Source organism: Stenotrophomonas sp. YJH_SMC_20, from assembly GCF_059367845.1.
Genome location: NZ_JCAFRG010000001.1, coordinates 622,681 through 646,977 on the forward strand (window position 1 = coordinate 622,681; position 24,297 = coordinate 646,977).

The 24,297-nt window shown below is 66.9% G+C and carries 21 protein-coding genes; 8 read left to right on the forward strand and 13 right to left on the reverse strand.

Annotated elements, in window-relative coordinates; all coding sequences use genetic code 11:
• Positions 1-4: 4 nt before the first annotated feature.
• Positions 5-1,258 carry a M12 family metallo-peptidase gene (locus AC5P6A_RS03035; protein ID WP_346714628.1) on the reverse strand — a complete coding sequence of 418 codons (1,254 nt, stop codon included), beginning with the start codon at positions 1,256-1,258 and terminating at the stop codon, positions 5-7.
• 225 nt (positions 1,259-1,483) lie between these two features.
• On the opposite strand from AC5P6A_RS03035, the gene AC5P6A_RS03040 reads away from it, so the two are divergent.
• The gene (locus tag AC5P6A_RS03040; protein ID WP_346714627.1) at positions 1,484-2,941 is read left to right on the forward strand and encodes a phospholipase effector Tle1 domain-containing protein; all 1,458 of its coding nucleotides are present in this window, start codon (positions 1,484-1,486) and stop codon (positions 2,939-2,941) included.
• 22 nt (positions 2,942-2,963) lie between these two features.
• Here the strand turns inward: AC5P6A_RS03040 and AC5P6A_RS03045 are convergent, their stop codons facing one another.
• The 7 genes from AC5P6A_RS03045 to AC5P6A_RS03075 form a co-directional block, all read right to left on the reverse strand.
• Positions 2,964-3,788 carry a ferritin-like domain-containing protein gene (locus AC5P6A_RS03045; protein ID WP_346714626.1) on the reverse strand — a complete coding sequence of 275 codons (825 nt, stop codon included), beginning with the start codon at positions 3,786-3,788 and terminating at the stop codon, positions 2,964-2,966.
• 9 nt (positions 3,789-3,797) lie between these two features.
• A complete protein-coding gene (gene purF / locus AC5P6A_RS03050; RefSeq protein WP_019659548.1) occupies positions 3,798-5,264 on the reverse strand; it encodes an amidophosphoribosyltransferase in 1,467 nt (488 codons plus the stop codon).
• Between the two features lie 30 nt (positions 5,265-5,294).
• On the reverse strand, positions 5,295-6,074 hold the full coding sequence (locus AC5P6A_RS03055; RefSeq protein ID WP_019659549.1) for a CvpA family protein: 780 nt from the start codon (positions 6,072-6,074) through the stop codon (positions 5,295-5,297).
• A 46-nt stretch (positions 6,075-6,120) separates the two neighbouring features.
• On the reverse strand, positions 6,121-7,164 hold the full coding sequence (locus tag AC5P6A_RS03060) for an SPOR domain-containing protein (RefSeq protein WP_021202992.1): 1,044 nt from the start codon (positions 7,162-7,164) through the stop codon (positions 6,121-6,123).
• Positions 7,165-7,244: 80 nt separating this feature from the next.
• Complete coding sequence (gene folC / locus AC5P6A_RS03065) at positions 7,245-8,516, reverse strand: bifunctional tetrahydrofolate synthase/dihydrofolate synthase (protein ID WP_134730175.1); 1,272 nt, start codon at positions 8,514-8,516, stop codon at positions 7,245-7,247.
• Between the two features lie 35 nt (positions 8,517-8,551).
• On the reverse strand, positions 8,552-9,196 hold the full coding sequence (locus AC5P6A_RS03070) for a histidine phosphatase family protein (protein ID WP_005408242.1): 645 nt from the start codon (positions 9,194-9,196) through the stop codon (positions 8,552-8,554).
• 200 nt (positions 9,197-9,396) lie between these two features.
• A complete protein-coding gene (locus AC5P6A_RS03075; protein ID WP_111097983.1) occupies positions 9,397-11,559 on the reverse strand; it encodes a S46 family peptidase in 2,163 nt (720 codons plus the stop codon).
• A 478-nt stretch (positions 11,560-12,037) separates the two neighbouring features.
• Here AC5P6A_RS03075 and tdh point away from each other — a divergent pair, with 478 nt between their 5' ends.
• Positions 12,038-13,060 (forward strand): L-threonine 3-dehydrogenase, encoded by a 1,023-nt coding sequence (gene tdh / locus AC5P6A_RS03080; protein WP_026346966.1) that lies wholly within the window; start codon positions 12,038-12,040, stop codon positions 13,058-13,060.
• A gap of 120 nt (positions 13,061-13,180) precedes the next feature.
• Here tdh and AC5P6A_RS03085 read toward each other — a convergent pair whose 3' ends face one another.
• The gene (locus AC5P6A_RS03085) at positions 13,181-13,876 is read right to left on the reverse strand and encodes a TorF family putative porin (protein WP_021202258.1); all 696 of its coding nucleotides are present in this window, start codon (positions 13,874-13,876) and stop codon (positions 13,181-13,183) included.
• 200 nt (positions 13,877-14,076) lie between these two features.
• Here AC5P6A_RS03085 and kbl point away from each other — a divergent pair, with 200 nt between their 5' ends.
• Positions 14,077-15,285, forward strand: coding sequence for a glycine C-acetyltransferase (gene kbl / locus AC5P6A_RS03090; protein WP_021202257.1), 1,209 nt, complete (start codon positions 14,077-14,079; stop codon positions 15,283-15,285).
• A 118-nt stretch (positions 15,286-15,403) separates the two neighbouring features.
• Here the strand turns inward: kbl and AC5P6A_RS03095 are convergent, their stop codons facing one another.
• The 4 genes from AC5P6A_RS03095 to AC5P6A_RS03110 all read right to left on the reverse strand — a co-directional run bounded on the left by AC5P6A_RS03095 (position 15,404) and on the right by AC5P6A_RS03110 (position 18,472).
• A complete protein-coding gene (locus tag AC5P6A_RS03095; protein WP_019659556.1) occupies positions 15,404-15,739 on the reverse strand; it encodes a hypothetical protein in 336 nt (111 codons plus the stop codon).
• 84 nt (positions 15,740-15,823) lie between these two features.
• Positions 15,824-16,633 carry a pseudouridine synthase gene (locus AC5P6A_RS03100; RefSeq protein WP_346714625.1) on the reverse strand — a complete coding sequence of 270 codons (810 nt, stop codon included), beginning with the start codon at positions 16,631-16,633 and terminating at the stop codon, positions 15,824-15,826.
• A 20-nt stretch (positions 16,634-16,653) separates the two neighbouring features.
• Positions 16,654-17,160: a hypothetical protein gene (locus tag AC5P6A_RS03105; RefSeq protein ID WP_014646073.1), complete on the reverse strand. Its 507-nt coding sequence runs from the start codon at positions 17,158-17,160 to the stop codon at positions 16,654-16,656.
• Positions 17,161-17,380: 220 nt separating this feature from the next.
• Positions 17,381-18,472 (reverse strand): OmpA family protein, encoded by a 1,092-nt coding sequence (locus AC5P6A_RS03110; RefSeq protein WP_019659558.1) that lies wholly within the window; start codon positions 18,470-18,472, stop codon positions 17,381-17,383.
• Between the two features lie 357 nt (positions 18,473-18,829).
• Here AC5P6A_RS03110 and AC5P6A_RS03115 point away from each other — a divergent pair, with 357 nt between their 5' ends.
• From AC5P6A_RS03115 to AC5P6A_RS03135, 5 genes are all read left to right on the forward strand, one after another.
• On the forward strand, positions 18,830-19,849 hold the full coding sequence (locus AC5P6A_RS03115; RefSeq protein WP_134734633.1) for a zinc-binding alcohol dehydrogenase family protein: 1,020 nt from the start codon (positions 18,830-18,832) through the stop codon (positions 19,847-19,849).
• A 173-nt stretch (positions 19,850-20,022) separates the two neighbouring features.
• Positions 20,023-20,652 carry a membrane protein YczE gene (yczE, locus tag AC5P6A_RS03120; RefSeq protein ID WP_180877870.1) on the forward strand — a complete coding sequence of 210 codons (630 nt, stop codon included), beginning with the start codon at positions 20,023-20,025 and terminating at the stop codon, positions 20,650-20,652.
• Between the two features lie 139 nt (positions 20,653-20,791).
• Entirely contained in the window at positions 20,792-22,822 is a 2,031-nt protein-coding gene (locus tag AC5P6A_RS03125) for an FAD-dependent oxidoreductase (protein WP_171952416.1), read from the forward strand.
• A gap of 299 nt (positions 22,823-23,121) precedes the next feature.
• On the forward strand, positions 23,122-23,580 hold the full coding sequence (locus AC5P6A_RS03130) for a cell wall hydrolase (RefSeq protein WP_004154513.1): 459 nt from the start codon (positions 23,122-23,124) through the stop codon (positions 23,578-23,580).
• Between the two features lie 84 nt (positions 23,581-23,664).
• On the forward strand, positions 23,665-24,276 hold the full coding sequence (locus tag AC5P6A_RS03135) for a glutathione S-transferase N-terminal domain-containing protein (RefSeq protein ID WP_019659563.1): 612 nt from the start codon (positions 23,665-23,667) through the stop codon (positions 24,274-24,276).
• Positions 24,277-24,297: the final 21 nt, after the last annotated feature.

A 24,297-nucleotide genomic window follows, 5' to 3' on the forward strand; every position in this document is an offset into this window, starting at 1 on the left:
GGCCTCAGCGGAAGCCCGCGATGGTGGCCTTGGTATTGACCAGCACGCGCTGGTTGTCGGCGGTACTGGCGTTGCCCATCGGGATGCCGTTGTAGCTGATGTTCGGGTTGGACCAGTAGTTCAGGCGCGGGCAGCTGCGGGTGCAGTTGTAGGCCATGATCGTGCGCCAGCCGGTGCCGCTGGACGGCTCATAGCGATAACCATGGCCATAGGCGTACGGCGAGGTGCTCGGGTCGGTGGCGATATCATGCCGTGCACTCTGCAGGTGGCCGACCTCGTGCGCGAACGAGTAATAGCCTGTCGCGCAATCCCAGTACACCGCCGCGAAGGCGGTGGAAGCCGTCGAGCCTATGCCCGAGGCCAGGCCACAGTACGCACTGTTGTTGATCAGCAGCACGCCCACGTCCGCCGTGTAGGTGTTCCGGCTGGTGTGGATGCTGTCCATGTAGCCGTCGCTGGTGCCACGGAAGCGGGCCAGATCAGTATCGAAGCTGCCCGATTCGGTGTAGTTGGTGGTCTCGTAGCGGGCCAGCTGCATGGTGATGCCCACGTTGCTGTTGACATACCCCTGGTTGGACTCGGCCACGGCCAGCTGCACCAGCGACTGCATGTTGCCGCCATAGGCCGCCACGGCCGCATTGGTCGCCACCACCAGCACGCGGATGGTGGCCGGGGTGCCGGACGACGCCTGTGCGGTACCGATGCGATCGTTGGCGCCCATCGGGATTTTCGGCAGCTGGTTGTAGTCGGCCGGATGGTCGGCCGGCATCCGCGATTCGTCCACTTCCACCAGCACGTGGCGGTTGCCCAGCGGGCGCAGGCGATAGAGCTTGCCGTCCTTGCGGATCGACCCAGTGATGGTGTCGCCCGAGCGCACCAGGATCAGCGAATTGCCCGGATCGTCCTGGCCATTGGACGTGGCAGCGGTCAGCTTGTCCGAAGGGGAGCGGAACTGGCCGTACCAGATGCTGCCGCCATCGGGCAGCGCCTCCACCTTGCTGCGCACCGCCTGCACGCGCCGGCCGAGCAGTTCGAACTCGAGCTGCGGCTGCGCGGTGGCAGCTGCATCGACACGCACTTCCTGTACCGTCGCGGTGGACGGGGTGGCCAGCAGCTTGCCCAGTGCGGGCTCACTGTTTGCCGATGCACGGCTGATGACCGTCACTGGCTCGAACAACGGTGCCGCCTGCGCGGCCGCTGCCACCGACAAACCCAACACCAGGCCACCTGCCGCTTTGCCAATCGATCTGGACAACATTGCGTCGCTCCTTGAATGATGTGAACAGCGTTGATGCAGCACGCCCGGGTTTGCCGGGTTTGGCCATATGGCCTGCGTGGGCCGTGTGAATTCAATAGAAGACGGAGATGAAAATCAGGAACTGTGATCCACCGCATCTACGTTAATTAAGGTCAAAAGCGTCACTACACTTCGCCAATACACCGCTTTCGCGCTACCGTGACGTAGCCACGACGGGACATGCACATGGCTCCATCGCAGGACACGGACGAAGATGTCGGCTTGCTGCGGATAGGCCTGTTCTTCGATGGCACCCGCAACAACGCACACAACCTGGCACGCGGTCGCCCCCGGGTTCCGCAGCCACGTCCGGCGCAGCTGCGTGCGGATGACGATTCGACCTACCAGAGCCGGCTGACCAGCAGCTACGACAATGGCCTGACCAACATCGCACGCCTGCAGCAGCTGTATCCGGACAGCCGCCGCGATGCGATGGCCACACCTTCGCTGTCGATCTACGTGGAAGGCGTGGGCACCCGCGACGATGCCGACGACGACCTGATCGGACTGGCGTTCGGCATCGGCGCCAGTGGTGTGCGCGCGAAAGTGCAGCGCGCGCTGCAGGTGCTGCTTCCGGCCGCACTGTCGGGACTATCCGCACGCTGGCAGCAACCGCTGCATGGCGTGCAGCTGGACCTGTTCGGTTATTCACGCGGCGCTGCTGCCGCACGTGACATCGCCAACCAACTTCAGGGCTGGGACAGCGTGCGCTGGCGCCAGCTGCTACAGGCCGCCCGCCTGTCCTGCACTGCGAACTTCTCCCCGTCCACGCCGGTGCTGCGCTTCATCGGGCTGTTCGACACCGTTGTCGCGGTCAATGGCGGCCGCGCCGAGGAACAGCCGCAACTGGCGCTGCGCAGTGGCATCGCACGCCACGTCGTGCAGCTCACCGCGCGTGATGAACATCGCCAGCACTATGCACTGACCAGCGTGGCGCCGCCGTTCACCGAGATTGCCCTGCCCGGCGTGCACGCCAACATCGGTGGCGGCTACAACCAGCTCGACGAAGGGCCCAAGCTGCTCAGTCGCCCGCGCCGGCAGTTGCTGCGCCGCCCCGCGGTTGCCGACTACCAGATTCCTCCACTGGCGATGCTGCAGGCCACCACGGCCTATGCTGAAACACAGGCCGATGCCGAACGCTGGCGACATCAGCTGGGCGTGGACGAGAAGGAAATCTGGGTGGATGTCTGGCACCAGTGGCAGCAGCAGCGACGCGCCGGCAGCCGCAGCGTGCTGTTGTCACCGGTGCTGTATGTGACCGCCGCTGTGGTACTGCGCCGGCCCATCGACTGGCGTTACCAGCTGATCGCACTGCAGGTGATGCAGCAGCAGGCCATCGATGCCGGCGTGCAATGGACTGCAAATGCCGCCGAGGTTCCCGGCTGGGAACTGCCGTCCGCCCTGCGGCCTATCGCACGGCGCCTGGTGGCCGGACAGCCACTGACGGCGACACAGGAGGCGCTGCTGCGTCGGCGTTACCTGATGCAGTCGGCGCACTGGAACTTCGATGCGCTGGGCGACACCGCACTGACCTACGCCGCCGATGCCGGCGTCAGCGAACTGCCGTACCGGCCAGGCCCTGGCTTGTTCTATATCAACCGGCCAACCGTGGATGGCAAGCGCGTGGTGTTGCCGAACGCATAAGAAAAGGGGACCTCCCCTGTTCTCAGCCGGCCTGCTCGACAAGGTTGGCCAGCTCATCCGCATCGAACCCGGCCAGCAGGCGCGCTTCCATGTTGAACGGCCCGTGCAGGTAGCCGCCGGCATACTCCACAAGCAGTTCCTTGAAACGTGCGCGCGGCTCGACACCGGCGCGGTCGCAGTACCAGCGGTACCAGCGCGAACCGGCGGCAACATGCGCCACTTCCTCACGCAGGATCACCTCCAGCACATCGGCGGTTTCGCCATCACCGACATTGCGCAGTTTCCCGATCATGCCCGGGGTGACGTCCAGGCCGCGCGCTTCCAGCACGCGCGGCACCAGCGCCATGCGTGCCAGGCCATCGTGCGCGGTCTTTTCGCACATTTCCCACAGGCCGTTGTGCGCGGGGAAGTCGGCGTAGTCGTGGTCATGCACCTGCAGGCGCTCGCGCAGCAGCATGAAATGCCGCGATTCGTCGTCGGCACAGCTGACCCAGTCGGCATGAAACGCCGACGGCAGGCCACGGAAGCGGTACACCGCGTCCCAGGCCAGGTCGATCGCGTTGAGTTCGATATGGGCGATGGCGTGGATGAAGGCAGCCCGACCTTCCACGCCACCCAGTCCGCGCCGCGGAACTTCGCGCGGATGCACCAGCATCAGCTGCGCTGGCCGGCCCGGCATGCGGATCGGTTCCGGCGGTGGCGCATCGGCCACCACCTTCAGGCGACCGGCGCGGAACGCGGCCGCATACGCCTGGGTCAGCGCAACCTTGCGCAGCGGGTCGGCTTCGGCCAGGCACTGCTGCGCTGCGCGCAGCAGGTCGCCACCAACGTCGGGTACATCGACCACGCCTGGTCCTCAGGCGCGCCGCTTGTGCTTGGCGTCGTCCGACCGCAGCTGCTGGATGCGCTCGAAGTAGCCCGGTTCAATGCCGGTCGGGTAGTGGCCGTTGAAGCAGGACGAATCGAAGCTGCGCAGCGCCGGGTTGCCTTCGCTCACTGCCGCTTCCATGTCTTCCAGGTCCTGGTAGATCAGCCAGTCGCAGCCCAGGTGGGCTTCGATCTCTTCCACGGTGCGGTTGTGCGCGACCAGTTCCTCGGCCGCCGGCATGTCGATGCCGTAGATGTTCGGGTAGCGCACCGGCGGCGCGGCGCTGGCCAGATAGACCTTGCGCGCGCCCGCGTCACGGGCCATCTGCACGATCTGCTGGCTGGTGGTGCCACGCACGATCGAATCGTCCACCAGCAGCACCACGCGGTTGCGGAACTCAAGGTGGATCGGGTTGAGCTTGCGACGCACCGACTTCACGCGTTCGCCCTGCCCCGGCATGATGAAGGTACGGCCGATGTAGCGGTTCTTGATGAAGCCTTCGCGGTACTTCACCCCAAGTACGTTGGAGATTTCCAGCGCCGCGTCGCGCGAGGTGTCCGGGATCGGGATGATGGTGTCGATGTCATGGTCCGGGCGCAGGCGCAGGATCTTCTCGCCCAGCTTGATGCCCATGCGCATGCGCGCCTTGTGCACCGAGACGTTGTCGATCATCGAGTCCGGGCGCGCGAAGTACACGTATTCGAAGATGCACGGGGTGTGCTCGGCCGGCTCGGCGCAGATCTCCGAGAACAGCTCGCCACGCGCGGTGATCACCAGCGCTTCGCCCGGCTGCACATCGCGCACGCGCTGGAAGCCCAGCACGTCCAGCGCGGCCGACTCGGACGCCACGATGTACTCGTCGCCCTCGGCATGGCTGCGCTTGCCCAGCACCAGCGGACGGATGCCATGCGGGTCGCGGAAGGCGACCAGGCCCAGGCCCAGCACCACGCTGACCACTGCATAGCCACCCTTGCAGCGGCGGTGCACGCCGGCCACCGCGCGGATGGCCGCTTCCGGGCTGAGCTGGCGCTGCTGTTCCAGTTCGTAGGCGAACACGTTCAGCAGCACTTCGCTGTCCGAATCGGTGTTGACGTTGCGGCGGTCCTGTTCGAACACCTGCTGGCGCAGCACCTCGGTGTTGATCAGGTTGCCGTTGTGGGCCAGCGCGATGCCGTACGGCGAATTGACGTAGAACGGCTGCGCCTCGTCCATGCCTTCCGAACCGGCGGTCGGGTAGCGCACGTGGGCAATGCCCACGCTGCCTTCCAGGGTGGACATGGTGCGGGCATCGAACACATCGCGGACCAGGCCGGTGGCCTTCTGCACGCGCAGGCGGCTGCCGCTGGCGGTGGCGATGCCCGCCGCATCCTGGCCACGGTGCTGGAGGACGGTCAAGCCGTCATACAACTGCCCGGCGACGTTCTGGTTGCCGACGATTCCGACGATGCCACACATGATGCGAGGTCTCCGCTGGGCTGTGCCCAGTTACAAGGAAGGTGGCCGTACCTGGCCGCGGTGGTCGCCGCGCACGCGGTCGACGTTGGCCGGATCGCCCGGCTCGATACTGTCCGGCAGTGCAGGAGCATCCGGGCGCACTTCCGCCGGATCGTAGGAATCGCCCTGTTCCGCTTTCGCAGGCCGCAGCCATCCGCTGCCTGCCACTACCTGGTTGAGGATGCCATTATCGCCTGCCGCGCCCGGCTTTCCCAACCCGGCGCCTGCGTTCTTGCCCAACTCCATTAATGCAGATGGGGACAGCGCGTCGGTCGGCAAGGCCTTGGGCAGCAGATCGGCCCCGGGAACCTCCCAGTGCGGCAGCTTGCTGTTCATCCAGGCAACGGTGGGATTCAGCAGTGGCCGCACCGCCGAGCGCTGCCAGGAGGGCTCGGCAGTCAACGGGGTGAAACTGCCCAGCAGCAGCAGGATCGCGGCGATCAGGCCGCCCCGCACGGCCCCCAGCACCCCGCCCAGCAGGCGGTCCAGGCTGGTCAGCATGCTGCGGTGGACCAGAGCCTTGATGACCATGCCGATCACCGCGACCACGATCATCACGCCGATGCCGACGCCCAGGTAGCCGCCGACGAAGTGTTCGCCACCGGGGGCCGCCGGGGCAGCCCACCAATGGGCGGCATCATTGCCGAAGGCGAAGGCCGCCCACGCGGCCAGCAGCCACGACAGGGTGCCAATGACGATGCCGACGAAGCCGCGCAGCATCCCCAGCAGGGTGGAGGCGGCGATCACGATCAGCAGCACCACGTCGATCATGGCGCCCCGCTCCTTCGGCGGCGCTGGCAACGCGGCTGCGCGTGGGTCATGGGTGCGGCCGGACCATGCCGGCGACGCCGACCTTGGCGGCGACCTGCGCCTTCAGCTGCTCGGCATCGCCACGGTTGGCCACCGGCCCGACGCGGACGCGATGCAGGGTGCCCTTTTCGGTGCGCACCTGTTCGACAAAAGCACTGAAGCCGGCGGCGCGGACCTTGTCGCGCAGGGCGTTGGCATCGTTGGCCTGGCCGAACGCGCCCAGCTGCACGGCAAAGCCGACGCCGCTGGCGGCCGGTGCTGCCGGCGTGGCCGGGGCCGTTGCCGGCTTGCTCGCGGTGGCCTCCGGCTTCGGCTCGGGCTTCGGGGTTTCGGGCTTCGGCGCCGGCTTCGGCGGCTCGGGCTTGGCCGCCGGAGTGGTCGTTGCAGTCGGCGTACTCGGCGGCAGGCTTTCACTGCGCACCGGGTTGCTGCTGGCCGACGGCGCGGTGGCGGCGGATGGGGTACTGGCGCTCGGCGTAGCCGGTGCCGGGGTGGCTGCCACCGGGGCGCTGCTGTCCGCTGCGGCATCCAGGGTGATCACTTCGGCCTTCACATCGGCACGGATCTTCACCGCCTGCAGGCGGGCGGCCTCGGCCTGTGCACGGTCGGCGTACGGCCCCACGCGCACACGCCATGCCTGACGGCCGTTGATGGTGGTCGCTTCTGCGAAGCCCGGCAGCTGCGAGCGCTGCAGGTAGGCAATCACGGCATCGGCGTCGGCCTTGCTGCCGTAGGCGCCGAAGGTGACGGCGTAGTTGCCGGCAGCAACCGCCGGAGAGGTGTCCACGGTCGGCGGCGTGGCTGGCGTGGCGGCGTCCTGCAGCGGCTTGGCCTGCCCGGTCTGCAGGCCGGTGGCACCACCGGCCGGAGCCACCAGCGGTAGTTCACGGGTTTCGAACTGGCCATCGGCCGGCGCATCCGGCGCGGCGATCGGCACCGAGGCCACACCGCTGTCCGGTGCAGGTCCCTTGACCAGCATCGGCAGGAAAATCACGGCCAGTGCGACCAGCACGATGGCACCAATCAGACGCTGTTTCAGAGGCGTATCCACGTGAGGCGGCAACTGTCCGGAGGTTGCGGTCGATTATACGGGTGCCGGACCGGACGGCGTCGGGATTGGCTGAACGTGGCTCAGGCGTTGCGCTGCAGCCACTGCAACGCGGCGGCGGCGGTATGGAAGGAGCCAAACACCAGTACGCGGTCACCGCGCTCGGCCCGGTCCAGTACCTGCGCCAGCGCCTGCTCGACCGAAGCGGCCAGCTGCGCGCTGCCAGCATCGGTCTCGGCCAGGCGCGCCTGCAACTGGGCGGCACTCTGGCCGCGCGGGCCGTCCAGGCCGGCAAGGGTCCACTCGCCAACCACGCCCTGCAATGCCTGCACCACACCCACCGCGTCCTTGTCCTGCAATGCGGCATACACCGCCAAGGTGCGCCCGGCCGACGCTTCGGCCTTCAGCGCGCGGGCCAGCTGGCCCGCCGCCTGCGGGTTGTGCCCGACGTCGACGCGGATCTGCACGCCATCTCGCTCGAACGCCTGCAGCCGACCCGGGATACGCGCCGCCGCGATACCAGCGGCCCACGCCGCGCGCGGCACCGGCTTGTCCAGCGCGCGCAGCGCAGCAATGGCGGCACCCGCATTGGCCAGCTGGATCGGCCCGGCCAGCGCCGGGGTTGGCAGTTCCATGCGCAGGCCAACGTCCCGCCAGCGCCAGCGCTGGGCATCGATCGGCTCGTAGAAATAGTCGCTGCCGCCGCGGATCGCGTTGGCACCCACCAGGTAGGCCCGTGCGAGCACGCTCGACGGCGGGTCGGTCTCACCCAGGATCACCGGCTTCCAGCCACGGATGATGCCGGCCTTCTCGGTGCCGATTGCTTCGCGGTCTTCGCCCAGCCATTCGGCATGGTCGATGTCCACAGTGGTGATCACGGCCACATCGGCGTCGACGATGTTGACCGCATCCAGGCGACCGCCCAGACCCACTTCCAGAACCGCCAGGTCCAGCCCGGCGTCGGCGAACAGCTGCAGCGCGGCCAGCGTGCCGTACTCGAAATAGGTCAGCGTGGTCTCGCCGCGTGCGGCCTCGACGGCGTTGAACGCAGCAACCAGCGCCGCATCGTCCACGTCCTGGCCGTCGATGCGCACGCGCTCGTTGTAGCGCAGCAGATGCGGCGAGGTGTACGCGCCAACCTTCCAGCCGGCGGCACGTGCAATGGCTTCGATGAAGGCGACGGTCGAGCCCTTGCCGTTGGTGCCACCTACCACGATGGTGCGCTTGCCCGGCGCCCCCAGGCCCATCGCGGTGGCCACGGCGCGCACGCGCTCCAGGCCCATGTCGATGGTCGCCGGGTGCTGGCGTTCAATGTAGTCCAGCCAGTCGGCCAGGGTGGTCGGGGTGTTCGTCACGGCAGGGGTTCCAGCAGAAGCAGGTGGTTCGGGAATCAGAGGGCGCGGTGCTTGGCTTCGCCGAAGAACGGCGTGTGGTGGGCGCAGTCGTTCAGGCGCACCACTTCCAGGCTGTCCAGGTCGGCGCCTTCGAGCAGGTTGAGCGTGGTCGGTGCCTGGCGGAAGGTCCACAGCCGGGAAAGCGGCAGGCCCAGCACCTTGCACAGGATCACGCGGTTGACCGCATCGTGCGCAACCACCAGCAGGGTGTCGTGCTCGCCGAGGCCTTCGGTGGCGCGGGCCAGGCCACGCCAGCTGCGCTCCAGCACCAGGCGCAGCGATTCGCCGCCGGGCATCAACACCGTATCCGGCTCCTCGCGCCAGGCCTGCAGGCGCGACGGATCCTTCTCGTGGATCTCGCTGGCCAGCAACCCTTCCCATTCACCGTGGGCGATTTCCTGCAGCTCCGGCTCGGTCAGCAGCATGTCGGCGCGGGCGGCGCCAAGCGCCAGCTGCGCGGTCCGCTGCGCGCGCGACAGCGGCGAGGCGACGGCACGGGTGATGTCCACCGAGGCCAGGCGGGCACCCAGGGCCTGGGCCTGGGCTTCGCCGATCGGCGAAAGCGGGATGTCGATCTGGCCCTGGTAGCGGCCTTCGGCGTTCCACGGCGTTTCGCCGTGGCGGGCAAGCAGGATGCGCATGCGTGCAAGGGGTCCTGGGGGGAGGAGGTTTCCGCGTTTCGTTCACATCCTGTGAAGCACGCGGAACAGGGATGATACCTGTTCGGCGCACCGGGCCGGGCCGGGCATGAAAAAACCCCGCGACGTGGGTCGCGGGGTTTCGGAATTCCCGGCCATCGGGTCGTGTTTGCCGGCCAGCGGCCGGCACTACCGCAACCGGTTTATTTCGCCAGGTTCAGTTCCTTCAGCAGCTGCGGCGCCGGCGCCACTTCCTGCATGATCCACTGCATGTAGCGGCTGTCGACGGCGATCATGCGGGTCATCACCGGGTCGAACACCCAGTTGGAGCTGACCGATTCCCAGTTGCCATCGAAGGCCAGGCCGACCAGCTTGCCGTTGGCGTCCAGCACCGGCGAACCCGAGTTGCCGCCGGTGATGTCCAGGTTGGACAGGAAGTTCACCGGCACCGAACCGATGCGCTTGTCTTCCAGGCCGCCGTAACGCTTGGCCTTGACCGCATCGAGCAGCGCCTTCGGCGAATCGAACGGATCTTCACCGGTCTCCTTCGCCGCCACGCCTTCCAGGGTGGTGAACGGGGTGTACGTCACGCCGTCCTTGCCATAGCCCATGACGTTGCCGAAGGTGATGCGCAGCGACAGGTTGGCGTCCGGGTAGACAAACTCACCCTGGCTCTTCTTGTAGTCGGCCACGGCCTGCAGGTACAGCGGGCGCGCGGTCAGCGATTCGCCTTCGCGGATCTTCTTCTGCTCTTCCTGCTTCAGCAGTGCCGGCATGACAGCCACGGCGTACTGGATGGCCGGATCGCTGCTGGCTTCAAACGCGGCACGGTCGGCCTTGAACCACTTCAGGCGTGCATCCAGGCTGCCCAGCTCGGTGCCCGACAGCTTGGCCACCACCGACTTCACCGCAGCGGCATCGCTGCCGGCCAGCCACTTGTTCAGCACGTCATTGTCGCGCTGCGCGGCCGGCAGGGCCACGTACTGCTCCAGCCAGTAGGCCTGCAGCTGCTGGTCCATCTTCGCCACGTAGCGACGATCCATCTGCTTCAGGCCACCTTCGATGGTGGTCAGGTCGCGTTCCTGGTAACCGGCTTCGCGTTCGGCATCCGGCTTGCTGCGCTCGATCGACAGGCGGTACAGGGTGATCGCCGCGCCAACGGCCGAGGTGTTGTTGAACTGGCCGACGAACAGGTCGCGTTCGCGGGTGGCCTTGCTGGTATCCAGATGCTTGAGCAGCTGCGCGTGTGCGGCCAGGGCCGGCTTGCCGGCAGCGCCCTGCTTCTTCAGCCACGCCAGCACGGCGGCTTCTTCAGCCTGCTTCTGGCCAGCGGCGTCGATGCGCTTGAAGCCTTCCAGCTGGCCCAGGTAGTTCTTGGCCACGTTGTTCATGCTGGCGGCGGTGGCGGCGTACTTCACCTTGACGTCGGCGTCGGCCTTGCCGGCGTCGGCGATCAGCTTCAGCACCGCGTTGTAGTGCTTGGCGATGGTCGGGTAGGTGAAGCTGGCGGTTTCGTTGAACTCACCGGCCAGCGCGTAGCGGTTGGTGCGGCCCGGGTAGCCGGCCACCATCACGAAGTCGTCGGCGCCCAGCGGCTGGTCGGCGAACTTCAGGAAGTGCTTGGGCTGGTACGGCACGTTGTCGGCGGCGAAGGCGGCCGGCTTGCCGTCCTTGCCGACGTAGGCGCGGTAGAACGAGAAATCGCCGGTGTGGCGTGGCCACATCCAGTTGTCGACGTCGCCGCCGAACTTGCCGACGCTGCCCGGGGGCGCGTAGACCAGGCGCACATCCTTGATTTCCATGTTGCGGAACAGGCGGTAGGTGTTGCCGCCGGAGAAGCTGTACAGGCGGCAGCGGAAACCGGCATCGGCCTCACAGGCGGCAACCTGGGCCTTGTCGAAGGCGTCCAGCGCGCGGCTGCGGGCCAACGGGTCATTGCCGGCGGCGGCGATGGCGGCCTTGGCCTGGGCGGTGACGTCGGTGATCTGGTCGAGCACGAACACGCGGGCGTTCGGGCCGGCGCTCAGTTCGTCCTTCAGGGTCGGCGCGTTGAAGCCGTCCTTGATCAGGTTCTTCTGCGCGGTCGAATTCAGCTGGATGGCGCCATACGCGCAATGGTGGTTGGTGACCACCAGACCCTGCGGCGAGACGAAGCTGGCGGTGCAGCCGCCGAGGGCGACGACCGCGCCCATCGGGTCGCCGGTCAGGTTGGACAGCTGCTGCGGGGACAGCTTCAGGCCGGCCTTCTGCAGCGGGCCGGCGATTTCCGGCAGCTGCTGCGGCACCCACATGCCTTCAGCGGCATGGGCGACCTGGGCCAGCCCGAGGCTGGCGACGATGGAAAATGCAAGCAGGTTCGAGCGCATGGAGCGGCCCCTGGTAGTGGAACCCTCGATTGTAGCCCGCCGCCCTGCCCCGGCCCGAACCCCGGAAGTCATGGGCCTGCTTCTTGCTCTGCCACGCGCACGTCGGCCGCGCACACGGAAATCGTCCAGAGGGGGCGTGGTCACCCTGGACGGGACCGTTGGCGCCATGGGCCGGGCGCATGCGACTGGCGGGTTGGGCAGGACGCCCAACCCCGGTCTTGCCGTGTGCGCAGGATAGCGCGCACGAGCAAGGCGCCATCGAGCACCATGGATGGGCTTTTGCGTGTCCCGGCCAGGGTGACCACGCCCCCTTTCCCGGATCAGGGAGGCGCCGCTGTTCGCAGTACGTTCGAAACGCCCGCCGGCGCACGCCTTTCGTTCCACCACTGCACCCGCAGCGCAACATGGGAAATCCGCGCGGCCCCCTATAATCCGCGCTTTCCCCCTGATGAGTTCCACCCCGATGGCGCAGCAAACGATGAAGGCCCTGGTCAAGCGCGAAGCAGCCAAGGGCATCTGGCTGGAAGAAGTTCCGGTGCCGACCCCCGGCCCGAACGAGGTCCTGATCAAGCTGGAGAAGACCGCGATCTGCGGTACCGACCTGCACATCTACCTGTGGGACGAGTGGAGCCAGCGCACCATCAAGCCGGGCCTGACCATCGGCCACGAATTCGTCGGCCGCGTCGCCGCGCTGGGCTCGGCAGTGACCGGCTATGAGATCGGCCAGCGCGTCTCGGCCGAAGGCCACATCGTCTGCGGTCATTGCCGCAACTGCCGGGGCGGCCGCCCGCACCTGTGTCCGAACACCGTCGGCATCGGCGTCAACGTCAACGGCGCGTTCGCCGAATACATGGTGATGCCGGCCAGCAACCTGTGGCCGATCCCGGACCAGATTCCGTCGGAGCTGGCCGCGTTCTTCGATCCTTACGGCAACGCCGCGCACTGTGCGCTGGAATTCGATGTGATCGGGGAGGACGTGCTGATCACCGGTGCCGGCCCGATCGGCATCATCGCCGCCGGCATCTGCAAGCACATCGGCGCGCGTAACGTAGTGGTGACCGACGTCAACGACTTCCGCCTGAAGCTGGCCGCCGACATGGGCGCTACCCGCGTGGTCAACGTGGCCAACCAGTCGCTGAAGGACGTGATGAAGGAACTGCACATGGAAGGCTTCGACGTGGGCCTGGAAATGAGCGGCAACCCGCGCGCTTTCAATGACATGCTCGACTGCATGTACCACGGCGGCAAGATCGCCATGCTCGGCATCATGCCCAAGGGCGCCGGCTGCGACTGGGACAAGATCATCTTCAAGGGCCTGACCGTGCAGGGCATCTACGGCCGCAAGATGTACGAGACCTGGTACAAGATGACCCAGCTGGTGCTGTCCGGCTTCCCGCTCGGCAAGGTGATGACCCACCAGCTGCCGATTGACGATTTCCAGAAGGGCTTCGACCTGATGGAAGAAGGCAAGGCCGGCAAAGTGGTATTGAGCTGGAACTGATCCGCCCCACGGTAGCGCCGGGCCATGCCCGGCGTCACCGGAATGAAAAAGGCGCCCGATGGGCGCCTTTTTCGCAATGCGTGCCAGGCAAGCCTGGCACCTGCCGTAACGCCTGCGGCGTTACTTGCCGACGGCCACGCTCAGCATCACCCGGCTGTGGGCCAGCTTGCCGGAGTTGTCGCGGCCGTTGCCGTCGGTGCCGTAGTAGCCCAGGCCGACGTTGAACAGGCCGAACTGGCGCGCGACGCCGACGTTCCAGTCGGTGTAGTCCTTGGCGATGCCGTCCTCGAAGGTGCTGCGACCGACGTTGGCATTCAGGGTGAAGTCTTTCGGCAGGCCCCAGCTGCCGCCCAGGCCGAAGTACCAGCCATCGGTGCTGCTGTTCCAGACATCGTTGGTGTAGGCCACCGTCAGCTTGTAGGTCTCATCCAGCGTGGTGGTGGTGATCAGCTCGTTGTAGTTCAGCTCGCTGGCACCGAGGTAGGTGTAGCGGTTCAGCAGGGCGTCGAAATTGACGCGGGGCGTGACGTCAACGCCATAGCCGATCTGGTAGTCGACCTCGGTGCTCGGGTCGCCCGGACCGAAGTCGACGCCCGAACCCCAGACACCGGCATACAGGCCGACCGGCGAGGTGTAGGTGAACCCCGCCTGCAGGGTCGGCTTTTCGTCGGTCTGTGAGACACCACGGAACAGGTAATCGGAAACGGCGGTGACGTTCCAGCTGTACGGCGATTCGTCTTCCTGGGCACTGGCGGTGAACGGGGCGGCCATGGACAGGGCAGCGGCAATGGCGAGGCAGGCACGGGCGTGCTTCATGAGCGTCTCCGGTGGGGGCGGTGGCGTGGCGCGGAAGGCGGGGCGGCCGGAGCGGGACAGCGCCGGTTCACGAATTTTTAACCCGTTTGCTATTGCGATGCAACATGTGTCCGCTCTGGTGACGCCGCAACTGCGCCGGTTGGCAAGCGGCGATGCCCGGTAGAATCAGCGGTTTCCCCGCTCAGAACCGTGCCCACGCCATGACCGACCCCTCCTCCGCCCTGACCCGCCACTACGCCGAGGAACTGGACGCCATCCGCGCCCAGGGCCTGTTCAAGTCCGAGCGGATCATCACCAGCCCGCAGTCGGCCGAGATCACCCTCGACGACGGCCGCACGGTGCTGAATTTCTGTGCCAACAACTATCTGGGCCTGGCCGACCACCCGGACCTGATCCAGGCCGCCAAGGACGCGCTGGACAGCCACGGCTTCGGCATGGCGTCGGTGCGCTTCATCTGCGGCACCCAGGACCTGCACAAGCAGCTGGAGAAGCAGATCGCCGATTTCTTCGGCAAGCAGGACACCATCCTGTACGCGGCCTGCTTCGATGCCAATGGCGGCCTGTTCGAGCCACTGCTTGGCGAGAATGACGCGATCATTTCCGACGCACTGAACCATGCGTCGATCATCGACGGCGTGCGCCTGTGCAAGGCCAAGCGTTTCCGCTACGCCAACTGCGACATGGCCGACCTGGAAGCCCAGCTGCAGGCCGCCGATGCCGCCGGCTGCAAGACCAAGCTGATCACCACCGACGGCGTGTTCTCGATGGACGGCTTCATCGCGCCGCTGGACGAGATCACTGCGCTGGCGAAGAAGTACAACGCGCTGGTGCACATCGACGAATGCCACGCCACCGGTTTCCTTGGCGCCACCGGCCGCGGTTCGGCCGAGGTCAAGGGCGTGCTGGAGAAGATCGACATCATCACCGGCACCCTGGGCAAGGCCATGGGTGGCGCACTTGGCGGCTTCACCTGCGCCAGCGCCGAAGTGATCGAACTGCTGCGCCAGCGCTCGCGCCCGTACCTGTTCTCCAACTCGCTGCCGCCGCACGTGGTGGCCGCAGGCATCAAGGCATTCGAAATGCTGGCCGCCGCCGACGACCTGCGCAGCACGCTGGCCGAGAACACCGCCTACTTCCGCGAAAAAATGACCGCGGCCGGTTTCGACGTGAAGCCGGGCGTACATCCGATCAGCCCGGTGATGCTGTACGACGCGCCGCTGGCACAGAAGTTCGCCGAGCGCCTGCTCGAAGAAGGCATCTACGCGATCGGTTTCTTCTTCCCGGTGGTACCCAAGGGCCAGGCGCGCATCCGCACCCAGATCAGCGCCGCGCACAGCCGCGAGCATCTGGACCGCGCGATCGATGCATTCACGCGCATCGGCGTCGAACTGGGCGTGGTCAAGGGCTGACCGCACCGGGGTCGGATCCCCAGGGGTAGCGCCGGGCCATGCCCGGCGATTTCCCGAAAGCCGCGCCATGCGCTCGCCGGGCACGGCCCGGCGCTACCGAAATGACGCGCGACGCGCGTCACTTCTTTTTCTTCTTGCCCTTCGGCTCGTCCTTGCTGGCCACCACCACCGGCTTGGCGGCGGCATCCTGGCCATTGCCCTTGGCTACGCGGATACCGTTGGCCTTCATCCAGGCATCGAACTCATCGGCGGTCATCTTCTTGTCGCCGTTGCTCATCAGGAAGCGGTAACTGCCGCGACCATCCAGCTCCGGGGTCTTCACTTCCACCACCGGGGTCTCGGCCGGCGTTTCCGCCTTGGCCACCTTCTTGTGGCCACCACAGGCGCTCAGCAGCACCATCGGCAGAAGCAGGCCTGCGCAGCGCAGGGTTTGATTGAGGGTCAGGTGGTACATGGCAGGCTCCGTTCGGGATATTCGACAGCCAGGCGCCCCCTACGCCTGGAACGGCGGCCGGCAAACGCCGGCCACGGGCGATGATCAGCCCGGTGCAGCGGCCCCCAGCCGCTGCTGGTCGCTGACCTGCAGGACCCGCCACTGGCCCTTGCCGAGATCGCCGAGCTGCAGCCCGCCGATCGCGACCCGGACCAGGCGCAGCACCTGCAGGTCGAAGGCCGCCAACAGGCGGCGGATATGGCGATTGCGGCCCTCGTCGAGGACCACCTCCAGCCATGCGGTCTTGTCGCCACTGCGCAGTACGCGCACGGCACGGGCGGCGAGGAACTCGCCCTCGTCCTCCAGGCCGGCCCGCAGTGCCGCCAGCGTGGCGTCATCGGGCAGGCCATCAACCTGCACGTGGTAGGTCTTGTCCGGCCCGGTCTGCGGGTCGGTCAGGCGCGCCGCCCACTGCGGATCGTTGCTGAACAGCAACAGCCCTTCACTGGCCTTGTCCAGGCGCCCGACCGGCGCGATCCACGGCAGCCCCGCGCCATCGAAACAGCGGTAGACGGTGTCGCGGCCGCGCTCGTCCTGCGCGGTGGTCACTACCCCGCGCGGTTTGTTGAGCATCAGGTACAGGCGCTGTGGCGCGCTCATGGGCTGGCCATCGACCTCGATCGGCGGCACCGGCTGGCCAATCGGAAATTCCGGGTCGCGCACGATCCGGCCGGACACGCGTACGCGGCCTTCGGCAATCCAGCGCGCGGCCTCGCTGCGCGAGCACACGCCGGCCTTGGACAGTACGCGCGCCAGGCCATGGCGGACACCGGCGGAAGCGGCAGCGGAAGTCGCACGCCCACGCGGTGCGTGGGAGCGGGCAGCGGGGGCAGCAGGTGGGCGGCGCGTGCGCAAGCCTCTGCTCCCCGCGGTGCTTATTTCTTGTCGACCGGCTTGGTCTCAGCCGGTGCTTCAGCCGCCGCCGGCGTGGCGGCCGGGGCCGGACGCGCCTTGACCACGCGCACACCGCGCGCCTTCATCCAGGCGTCGAACTCTTCGGCGGTCATGCGCTTGCCGTTCTGGCTCATGTCGAAGCGCCAGGGCGTGTTGTCGAATTCGGTCTGCGGCTTGTAGGCCGCCGGATCGTTCGGCTTCACCGCCGGTGCGCTAGGGATGGCCTTGGCGATGTTCTGGCAGCCGTCGATGCGCAGGCGCTGCAGCACCTGGTCCAGCGACTGCGACGGATCGTAGTTGCTGCTCAGCACACCGGCCGGCATGCCCAGCTGGTTGCCACGGATGTACAGCTCGTCGGCAACCGGCGCGATGGTCGTGGCCGGCAACGGCAGCGGCGAGGCGCTGGTGTTGACCGAGCAATCGACCGCAGCGTGGGCGGCGGGAACCAGGGCCAGCGCCAGGAAGGCGGCCGATGCAGAGCGCAGCATGAGGGGCATCCAGGAAAGGAAGGGACGCGGCGAGTTTAGCAATGCCGCGACAGCTTTCAAGCGCCACTTTCAATGAATACGGCAACTCATTGGTTTTAAGGATAAAAACCCGACGAACGGTTACTTGCAGACCACCAGATGCCTGGATTGAGTGCCGCAGAAACAACAAGACCCGGCCGAAGCCGGGTCCTGCTGTGTCCTACTGGCAGAGCGTCAGAACTTAGTTCTGGACGTTCAGCTCGGTACGACGGTTCTTGGCGCGACCTTCCGGGTTGTCCGAACCATCCGGGTTGGTGTTCGGAGCAATCGGACGGCTCTCGCCGTAGCCGATCGGGCCGACCAGGCGACCGGCGTCAACGCCGTTCTTGGTCAGGTAGTTGTACACGGCGGTGGCGCGACGCTCCGACAGCTTCTGGTTGTAAGCGTCGGTACCCTTCGAGTCGGTGTGACCGGCAACTTCAACGCGCAGATCCGGGTAACGCTTCAGGATCTCGGTGGCTTCGCTCAGGATCGCCACGGCGTCCGGACGCAGGTTCGACTTGTCGAAGTCGAAGTTGACGCCCTTCAGGTCGATGGAGACCGGCACCGGGCAACCGTCCGGACCGATGGTCTGACCCGGCTGCGAGTTCGGGCACTTGTCGTCGCAGTTGTTGACGCCGTCACCGTCGTCGTCCAGATCGGCGCAGCTCGGGGCAACCGGAGCCGGAGCCGGAGCAGCCGCGACCGGAGCCGGGCCCAGCGGGATCACGACGCCGACCGAAGCCAGCACGTCACCGAACCAGTCTTCGTTCGGAGCGGCAACGCTCTGGTCGTCGAAGTCAGCGCGGTAAGCCACTTCGGCGCGGACAGCAACGCGCTTTTCGAAGGTGGTCTGCAGGCCGACGCCCAGCTTGGCGGCAACGTTGCCGTCCTTACGCTGGCGCGGACCGTTGGCATTCAGCGCCGGGTACTCTTCTTCCGACTTCTGGTAGCCCAGGCCACCGACGATGTACGGGTTCCAGCCGCGGCCTTCCTTGATGAAGTGGCGACGCAGGTCCAGCGAGACGCCGTACTGCGACCAGTTCAGGTCCTTGTTCGAATCGAAGTTCGGGTTCTGATAGTTCAGCTCACCGTCCAGCGACCAGTTCGGGCTGATGAACTTGCCCAGGCCCAGGGTCACGAACGGAGCATCATTGGTCAGACGGTCGCTGTCCTGGAAGTTGAAGCCGGCCGAACCGGTCAGGTACCAGCGGTCATCGAACTCCTGCGCCGAAGCTGCCTGGGCGAAAGCCAGGCCGCCCAGCAGCGCGGCAGTAAGGATCTTCTTGTTCATTGAGTACAGCTCCTATTTCGGGGGTATGAAACCGGTAGAGGCATGGGCCAGCACAAGTGCGTCGATGTACGACAGCCGATTCAGCACGCCACCGCCGCGAACATTATGCTCAGGCGGGTGAAGGCCATGTTAACAGTCCCGTAACATGTGAAGTGTTGCGCCCGACCGTCCATCGGTCCGACGTTGAAACCCTATACAGGATGATGAAAATCCGCAAGACCCTCACGCTGCAAGGGTTTGACGGGGTTTAGGCGTTGGAAACGACACATTGCGCAGCGCGCTGCGATGAGCAGTTCAGCGTCTCTGCGAAAACGTGAGGAACCTTATGATGGAACCACGAACCCAGCCGGAGCCGTGATGAAAGCCGTCGCCCTGAGTCGTGAGTCCGCCCCCGCGCTGTGCGATATCCGCCTTCCTCCGCCGCTGCCTCCACGGGGGCGCGACCTGCTGGTGCGGGTCGAGGCGATTTCGGTCAACCCGGTCGACGGCAAGCAGCGTGTCAGCACGGATCCAGCCACGCTCCAGGCACCTCGCATCCTTGGCTGGGACGCGGCCGGCGTAGTGGAGGCGATCGGCGACGAGGCCAGCCTGTTCGCGTCCGGTGATGAGGTCTATTACGCCGGTGATGTCACCCGCCCGGGGTGCAACGCGCAGTACCAATGGGTGGACGAACGTCTGGTCGCGCGCAAACCCACCACGCTGGATTTCGCCGAGGCCGCGGCACTGCCGCTGACCACGCTCACTGCCTGGGAACTGCTGTTCGAGCGCATGCCCCTGCGGCTGGATGATTGCCGCCACGCCGGCCAGAACCTGCTGGTGATCGGCGGTGCGGGCGGCGTCGGCTCGATGGCGATCCAGCTGGCCCGCCATGCGGGTTTCGAGGTGATCGCCACTGCGTCGCGCGAAGCCTCGGCCGACTGGTGCCGGCAGATGGGTGCCCGGCACGTGATTGATCACCGGCAGCCGCTCCAGGCCCAGCTGCATGCGCTCGGCATCGACGCGGTGCGGGTCGCACTCAACCTGGCCGACACCGACCAGTACTGGGATGAGCTGGGCCAGCTGCTGGCGCCGCAGGGACATGTCGGGCTGATCGTCGAGCCACGTGGCCCGCTGCGCATCGGCGATCCCTACAAGGCCAAGTGCATCGGCATCCACTGGGAATTCATGTTCGCGCGCTCGCGCTTTGCCACCGCCGACCGCATCGAACAGCACCGCATCCTCAGCCGCGCCGCCAGCATGATCGATGCTGGCCAGCTGCGCGGCACGCTCAGTGAGTCACTGGGCACGATCAATGCGGCAAATCTGGACATTGCGCATCAGCGCCTGGCCAGCGGACGCACGGTGGGCAAGCTGGCACTGGTGGGCTGGGACGACTGAAGCGTCATGTAGAGCCGAGCCCATGCTCGGCTGGTGGTGCCAGGCAAAGCAGCCGAGCATGGGCTCGGCTCTACAGATTCCGCCTGTAGCGGCGGATTGGTCGGCATCTGTATCTATTGAAGTGACTGAATCGGGATTACGGTGGAAACAGATTCCTCTCCCCCGAGCCCACCGTGCCCACCGCCCTGCCCCTGCGCCTGCTGCAACTGATCACCGGCCTGTTCCTGTACGGCTTTGGTGCTTCGCTGATGATCCGTGCCGCCATCGGCGTGGCGCCGTGGGATGTGCTGTCACAGGGCATCGCCGCGCAGACCCCGCTCTCGTTTGGCCTGGCCACCAATGTGATTGGCGCACTGGTGCTGCTGCTGTGGTGGCCGCTGCGGCAGAAGCCGGGCGTCGGCACCGTGCTCAACGTGATGCTGATCGGTCCCTCCGCGCAGTTCGGGCTGTGGCTGCTGCCGCCGGCCGTCGGCCTTGGCTGGCAACTGACGATGTTCTGCGCGGGCATGCTGCTGGTGGCATTGGCCACCGGCCTGTACATCGGCGCCCGCCTCGGCCCGGGTCCACGCGATGGCCTCATGACCGGCCTGCATGCCCGCACCGGCTGGGCGATCTGGAAGGTGCGCAGCCTCATCGAAGGCAGCGTGCTGCTGCTGGGCTGGTGGCTGGGCGGCAACGTCGGCCTCGGCACCCTCGCCTTCGCCCTGCTGATCGGCCCGCTGTGCGGCGTCACCCTGGGCTGGTTCGGGATCGGCCGCCGCCCGGTCGCGCCGACCGCAGGCCGACAACCACAATCGCCCTGAGTTGACCCGAATGCCGGCCAGCGGCCGGCACTACCGCCCCCCGAGTTCGGGGGCAGCGCTGCAGGCGCGATCCAGCGGCCCTTGCCCCGGCCGCCATTTCGCGGCACGCTTCGCGCTTCCGTACGCAAGCGTATCGACCATGTCGCCAGCCAACGAAAGCGCCTATCCCCATCTGTTCGCCCCGCTGGATCTGGGCTTCACCCAGCTGCGCAACCGCGTCCTGATGGGCTCGATGCACACCGGACTGGAAGATCGCGCCCGCGACTTCCCAAGGTTGGCGGCCTACTTCGCCGAACGCGCCGAGGGCGGCGTTGGCCTGATCGTCACCGGCGGCTTCGCACCGAACGTGGTGGGCTGGCTGAAGCCCTTTGGCGGCAAGTTGTCCTGGCCCTGGGAGGTACGCCCGCACCGGCAGCTCACCGCCGCCGCGCACCAGCACGGCGCGAAGATCTGCCTGCAGCTGCTGCACGCCGGCCGCTATGCCTATCACCCGCTGTCGGTGGCACCGTCGAAGCTGAAGGCGCCGATCAACCCGTTCACCCCGCGCGCGCTGTCGGCCAGTGGCGTCCAGCGGCATATCGCCGACTACGCGCGCAGCGCGAAGCTGGCCCGCGAGGCCGGCTACGACGGGGTGGAGGTGATGGGCTCGGAGGGCTACCTCATCAACGAGTTCATTGCCCCGCGCACCAACAAGCGCTCCGACCGCTGGGGTGGCGACGCCAACCAACGCATGCGCTTTGCAGTGGAGATCGTGCGCCGCATCCGCGAGGCCTGCGGCCCGGACTTCATCATCATCTACCGCCTGTCGCTGGTCGACCTGGTGGACGACGGCAGCAACTGGGACGAGATCGTGCAGCAGGCGCAGGCCATCGAGGCGGCTGGCGCGACGATCATCAATTCCGGCATCGGTTGGCACGAGGCGCGCATTCCGACCATCGCCACCTCGGTGCCGCGTGCGGCCTTCGCCGGTGTCACCGCCAAACTGAAACCGCATGTGACGCTGCCGCTGGTGGCGACCAACCGCATCAACATGCCCGACGTCGCCGAACGCATCCTCGCCGGCGGCGGCGCCGACATGGTGTCGCTGGCACGTCCGCTGCTGGCCGACCCGCAATGGCCCAACAAGGCCCGTGCAGGCCGCGCGGAAGCGATCAATACCTGCATCGCCTGCAACCAGGCCTGCCTGGACCACGTGTTCGAGAACAAGCTGGCCAGCTGTCTGGTCAATCCGCGCGCCGCGCACGAGACCGAACTGGTCTATCGCCCCACCCCCGCGCCGAAGAAGGTTGCCGTGGTCGGTGCCGGCCCGGCCGGCCTGGCCTGTGCCACTGTCGCGGCCCAGCGTGGCCACCAGGTCACCCTGTTCGATGCCCACGATGAGATCGGTGGCCAGTTCAACGTGGCCAAGCGCATCCCCGGCAAGGAAGAGTTCCACGAAACCCTGCGCTATTTCCGCCACAAGCTGGCCGAAACCGGCGTGCAGCTGCGCCTGAACACCCGCGCCGACGCGTCCAGCCTGGCCGGCTTCGACGAGGTGGTGCTGGCCACCGGCATCACCCCGCGCAAGGTCAGCTTCCCCGGCGCCGACCACGCCAAGGTGGTCAGTTATCTGGACGTACTGCTGGGCCGCGTCGAAGTGGGCGCCACTGCCGCGATCATCGGCGCCGGCGGCATCGGCTTCGACGTCGGCGAATTCCTCAGCCACGCTGGCGAGTCGCCGTCGCTGGACCCGCAGCGCTGGATGGCCGAATGGGGCGTGGACGCCAGCTTCGAGGCACGCGGCTCGCTGGGCCGGCCCGAGGTCGAGCCGTCACCGCGGCGCCTGTGGCTGCTGCAGCGCAGCCCCGGCAAGCCCGGCGCGCGACTGGGCAAGACCACCGGTTGGATCCACCGCGCCACACTGAAGGCCAAGGGCGTGCGCATGCTCGGTGGCGTCGAGTACCTGGGCGTGGACGATCAAGGCCTGCGCATCCGCGTGGAAGGCAGCGAACAGTTGCTGCCGGTAGACCATGTGGTGATCTGCGCCGGGCAGGAACCGAACCGCGCATTGCAGGCCGAACTGCAGGCCGCCGGCATCAACGCGCAGCTGATCGGCGGTGCCGACGTGGCCGCCGAACTGGACGCGAAGCGGGCAATCGACCAGGGCAGCCGGGTGGCCGCCACGCTCTGATGAGCGCCTGAATGGGGGACGGAATGTGATTTCCGTCACCTCCGTCGAACCTGAATGTCAAGCCGGGCGGTTCACGATGCGTTCGGCTATTCCCCCCTACCTTGCGCCATCTTTCCGCTCACCAGCCAGTTTCCGGTGAGCTGGCGTGGCCCCACCGATCAGTACTGATCGATTCTTTTTGGGGCTGCCCACGGGGCGGCCCCGATGGCCGCCTCCCCATGACGCCAAGTCGTACCCCGCCTCCTGTCGCCCCCGCGGCCGGAACCGGAAGGTGCGGCCCATACGGAGCAAGGAGTTATATGAAACTGGCCTGGATTCTCTGGCTGTCGCAGTTGTTGCCGCAGCCGGCCGCTGATTCACTGTGTCTGAGCACCACCGTTTACCTGGAAGCCCGCGACCAGACCCTGCGCGGCCAGCAGGCCGTCGCCGAGGTCGCCCTGCGTCGCCTTGACAGCGGCCTGTGGGGCGACTCGATGTGCCAGGTCGTCACCGCGCGCAAGCAGTTCGCACCGACCATCGTCTCCCCCGGCACCCAGCTGGGCAATGACGCGGCGTGGAGCGAGGCGATGAACGTCGCTTTCGACGCCGAGCGCAACTGGGCGCTGCCGGCCGGCGAGCGCCGCGAGATCGTGCCCGGTGCCAGCCACTTCGCCGCGCTGTCCATCGCCAGCCCGAACTGGCGCAATGCCTACCAGGTGGCCACCATCGGCGATCACACCTTCTATAAGGTGCAGAACCTCAAGCCGCGGCAGTCGTAACGATCCGTGCCGGCGGCAGCGTTGCCGCCTGCCGGCAGGCTCTGGGATAGTGGGCGTTTCCCGCCCGCATCACCTGGAGTTCCCATGAAGCTGTACAGCAAGCCCGGTGCCTGTTCCACCGCCGACCACATCGCCCTGCAGTGGACCGGCCAGCCGTTCGAGGTTGAACTGCTGAACAAGGACACCCTGAAGGGTCCGGAATTCCTCAAGATCAATCCGGCCGGTGCGGTGCCCGCGCTGGTCGACGGCGACTTCGTGCTGCTGCAGAACGCCGCGATCATGGGCTATATCGCCGATCGCTTCCCGCAGGCCGGCCTCGGCGGTGACGGCAGCCCGCGCCAGCGCGCCGAAGCCACCCGCTGGCTGGCCTTCGTCAATTCCGACGTGCATCCGGCCTTCTCGCCGCTGTTCGCGCCGGGCAAGTTCATCGCCGACGAGAGCCAGTTCGATGCGATCCGCGCCGCCGCGCACAAGCGCCTGCGTGGCCTGTTCGAGACCGCTGACAGGCAGCTGGCCGACAAGCCATGGCTGGCCGGCTTCCGCAGCTTCGCCGACCCGTACTTCTACATCACCCTGCGCTGGGCCGCCGGTACCAAGGTCGACCTGTCGGGCCTGGACAACCTGGCCGCCTACAAGGCGCGCATGGACGCCGATGCCGGCGTGCAGGCCGCACTGAAGGCCGAAGGGCTGGCCTGATCATGACCCGGGGTCAGAGCC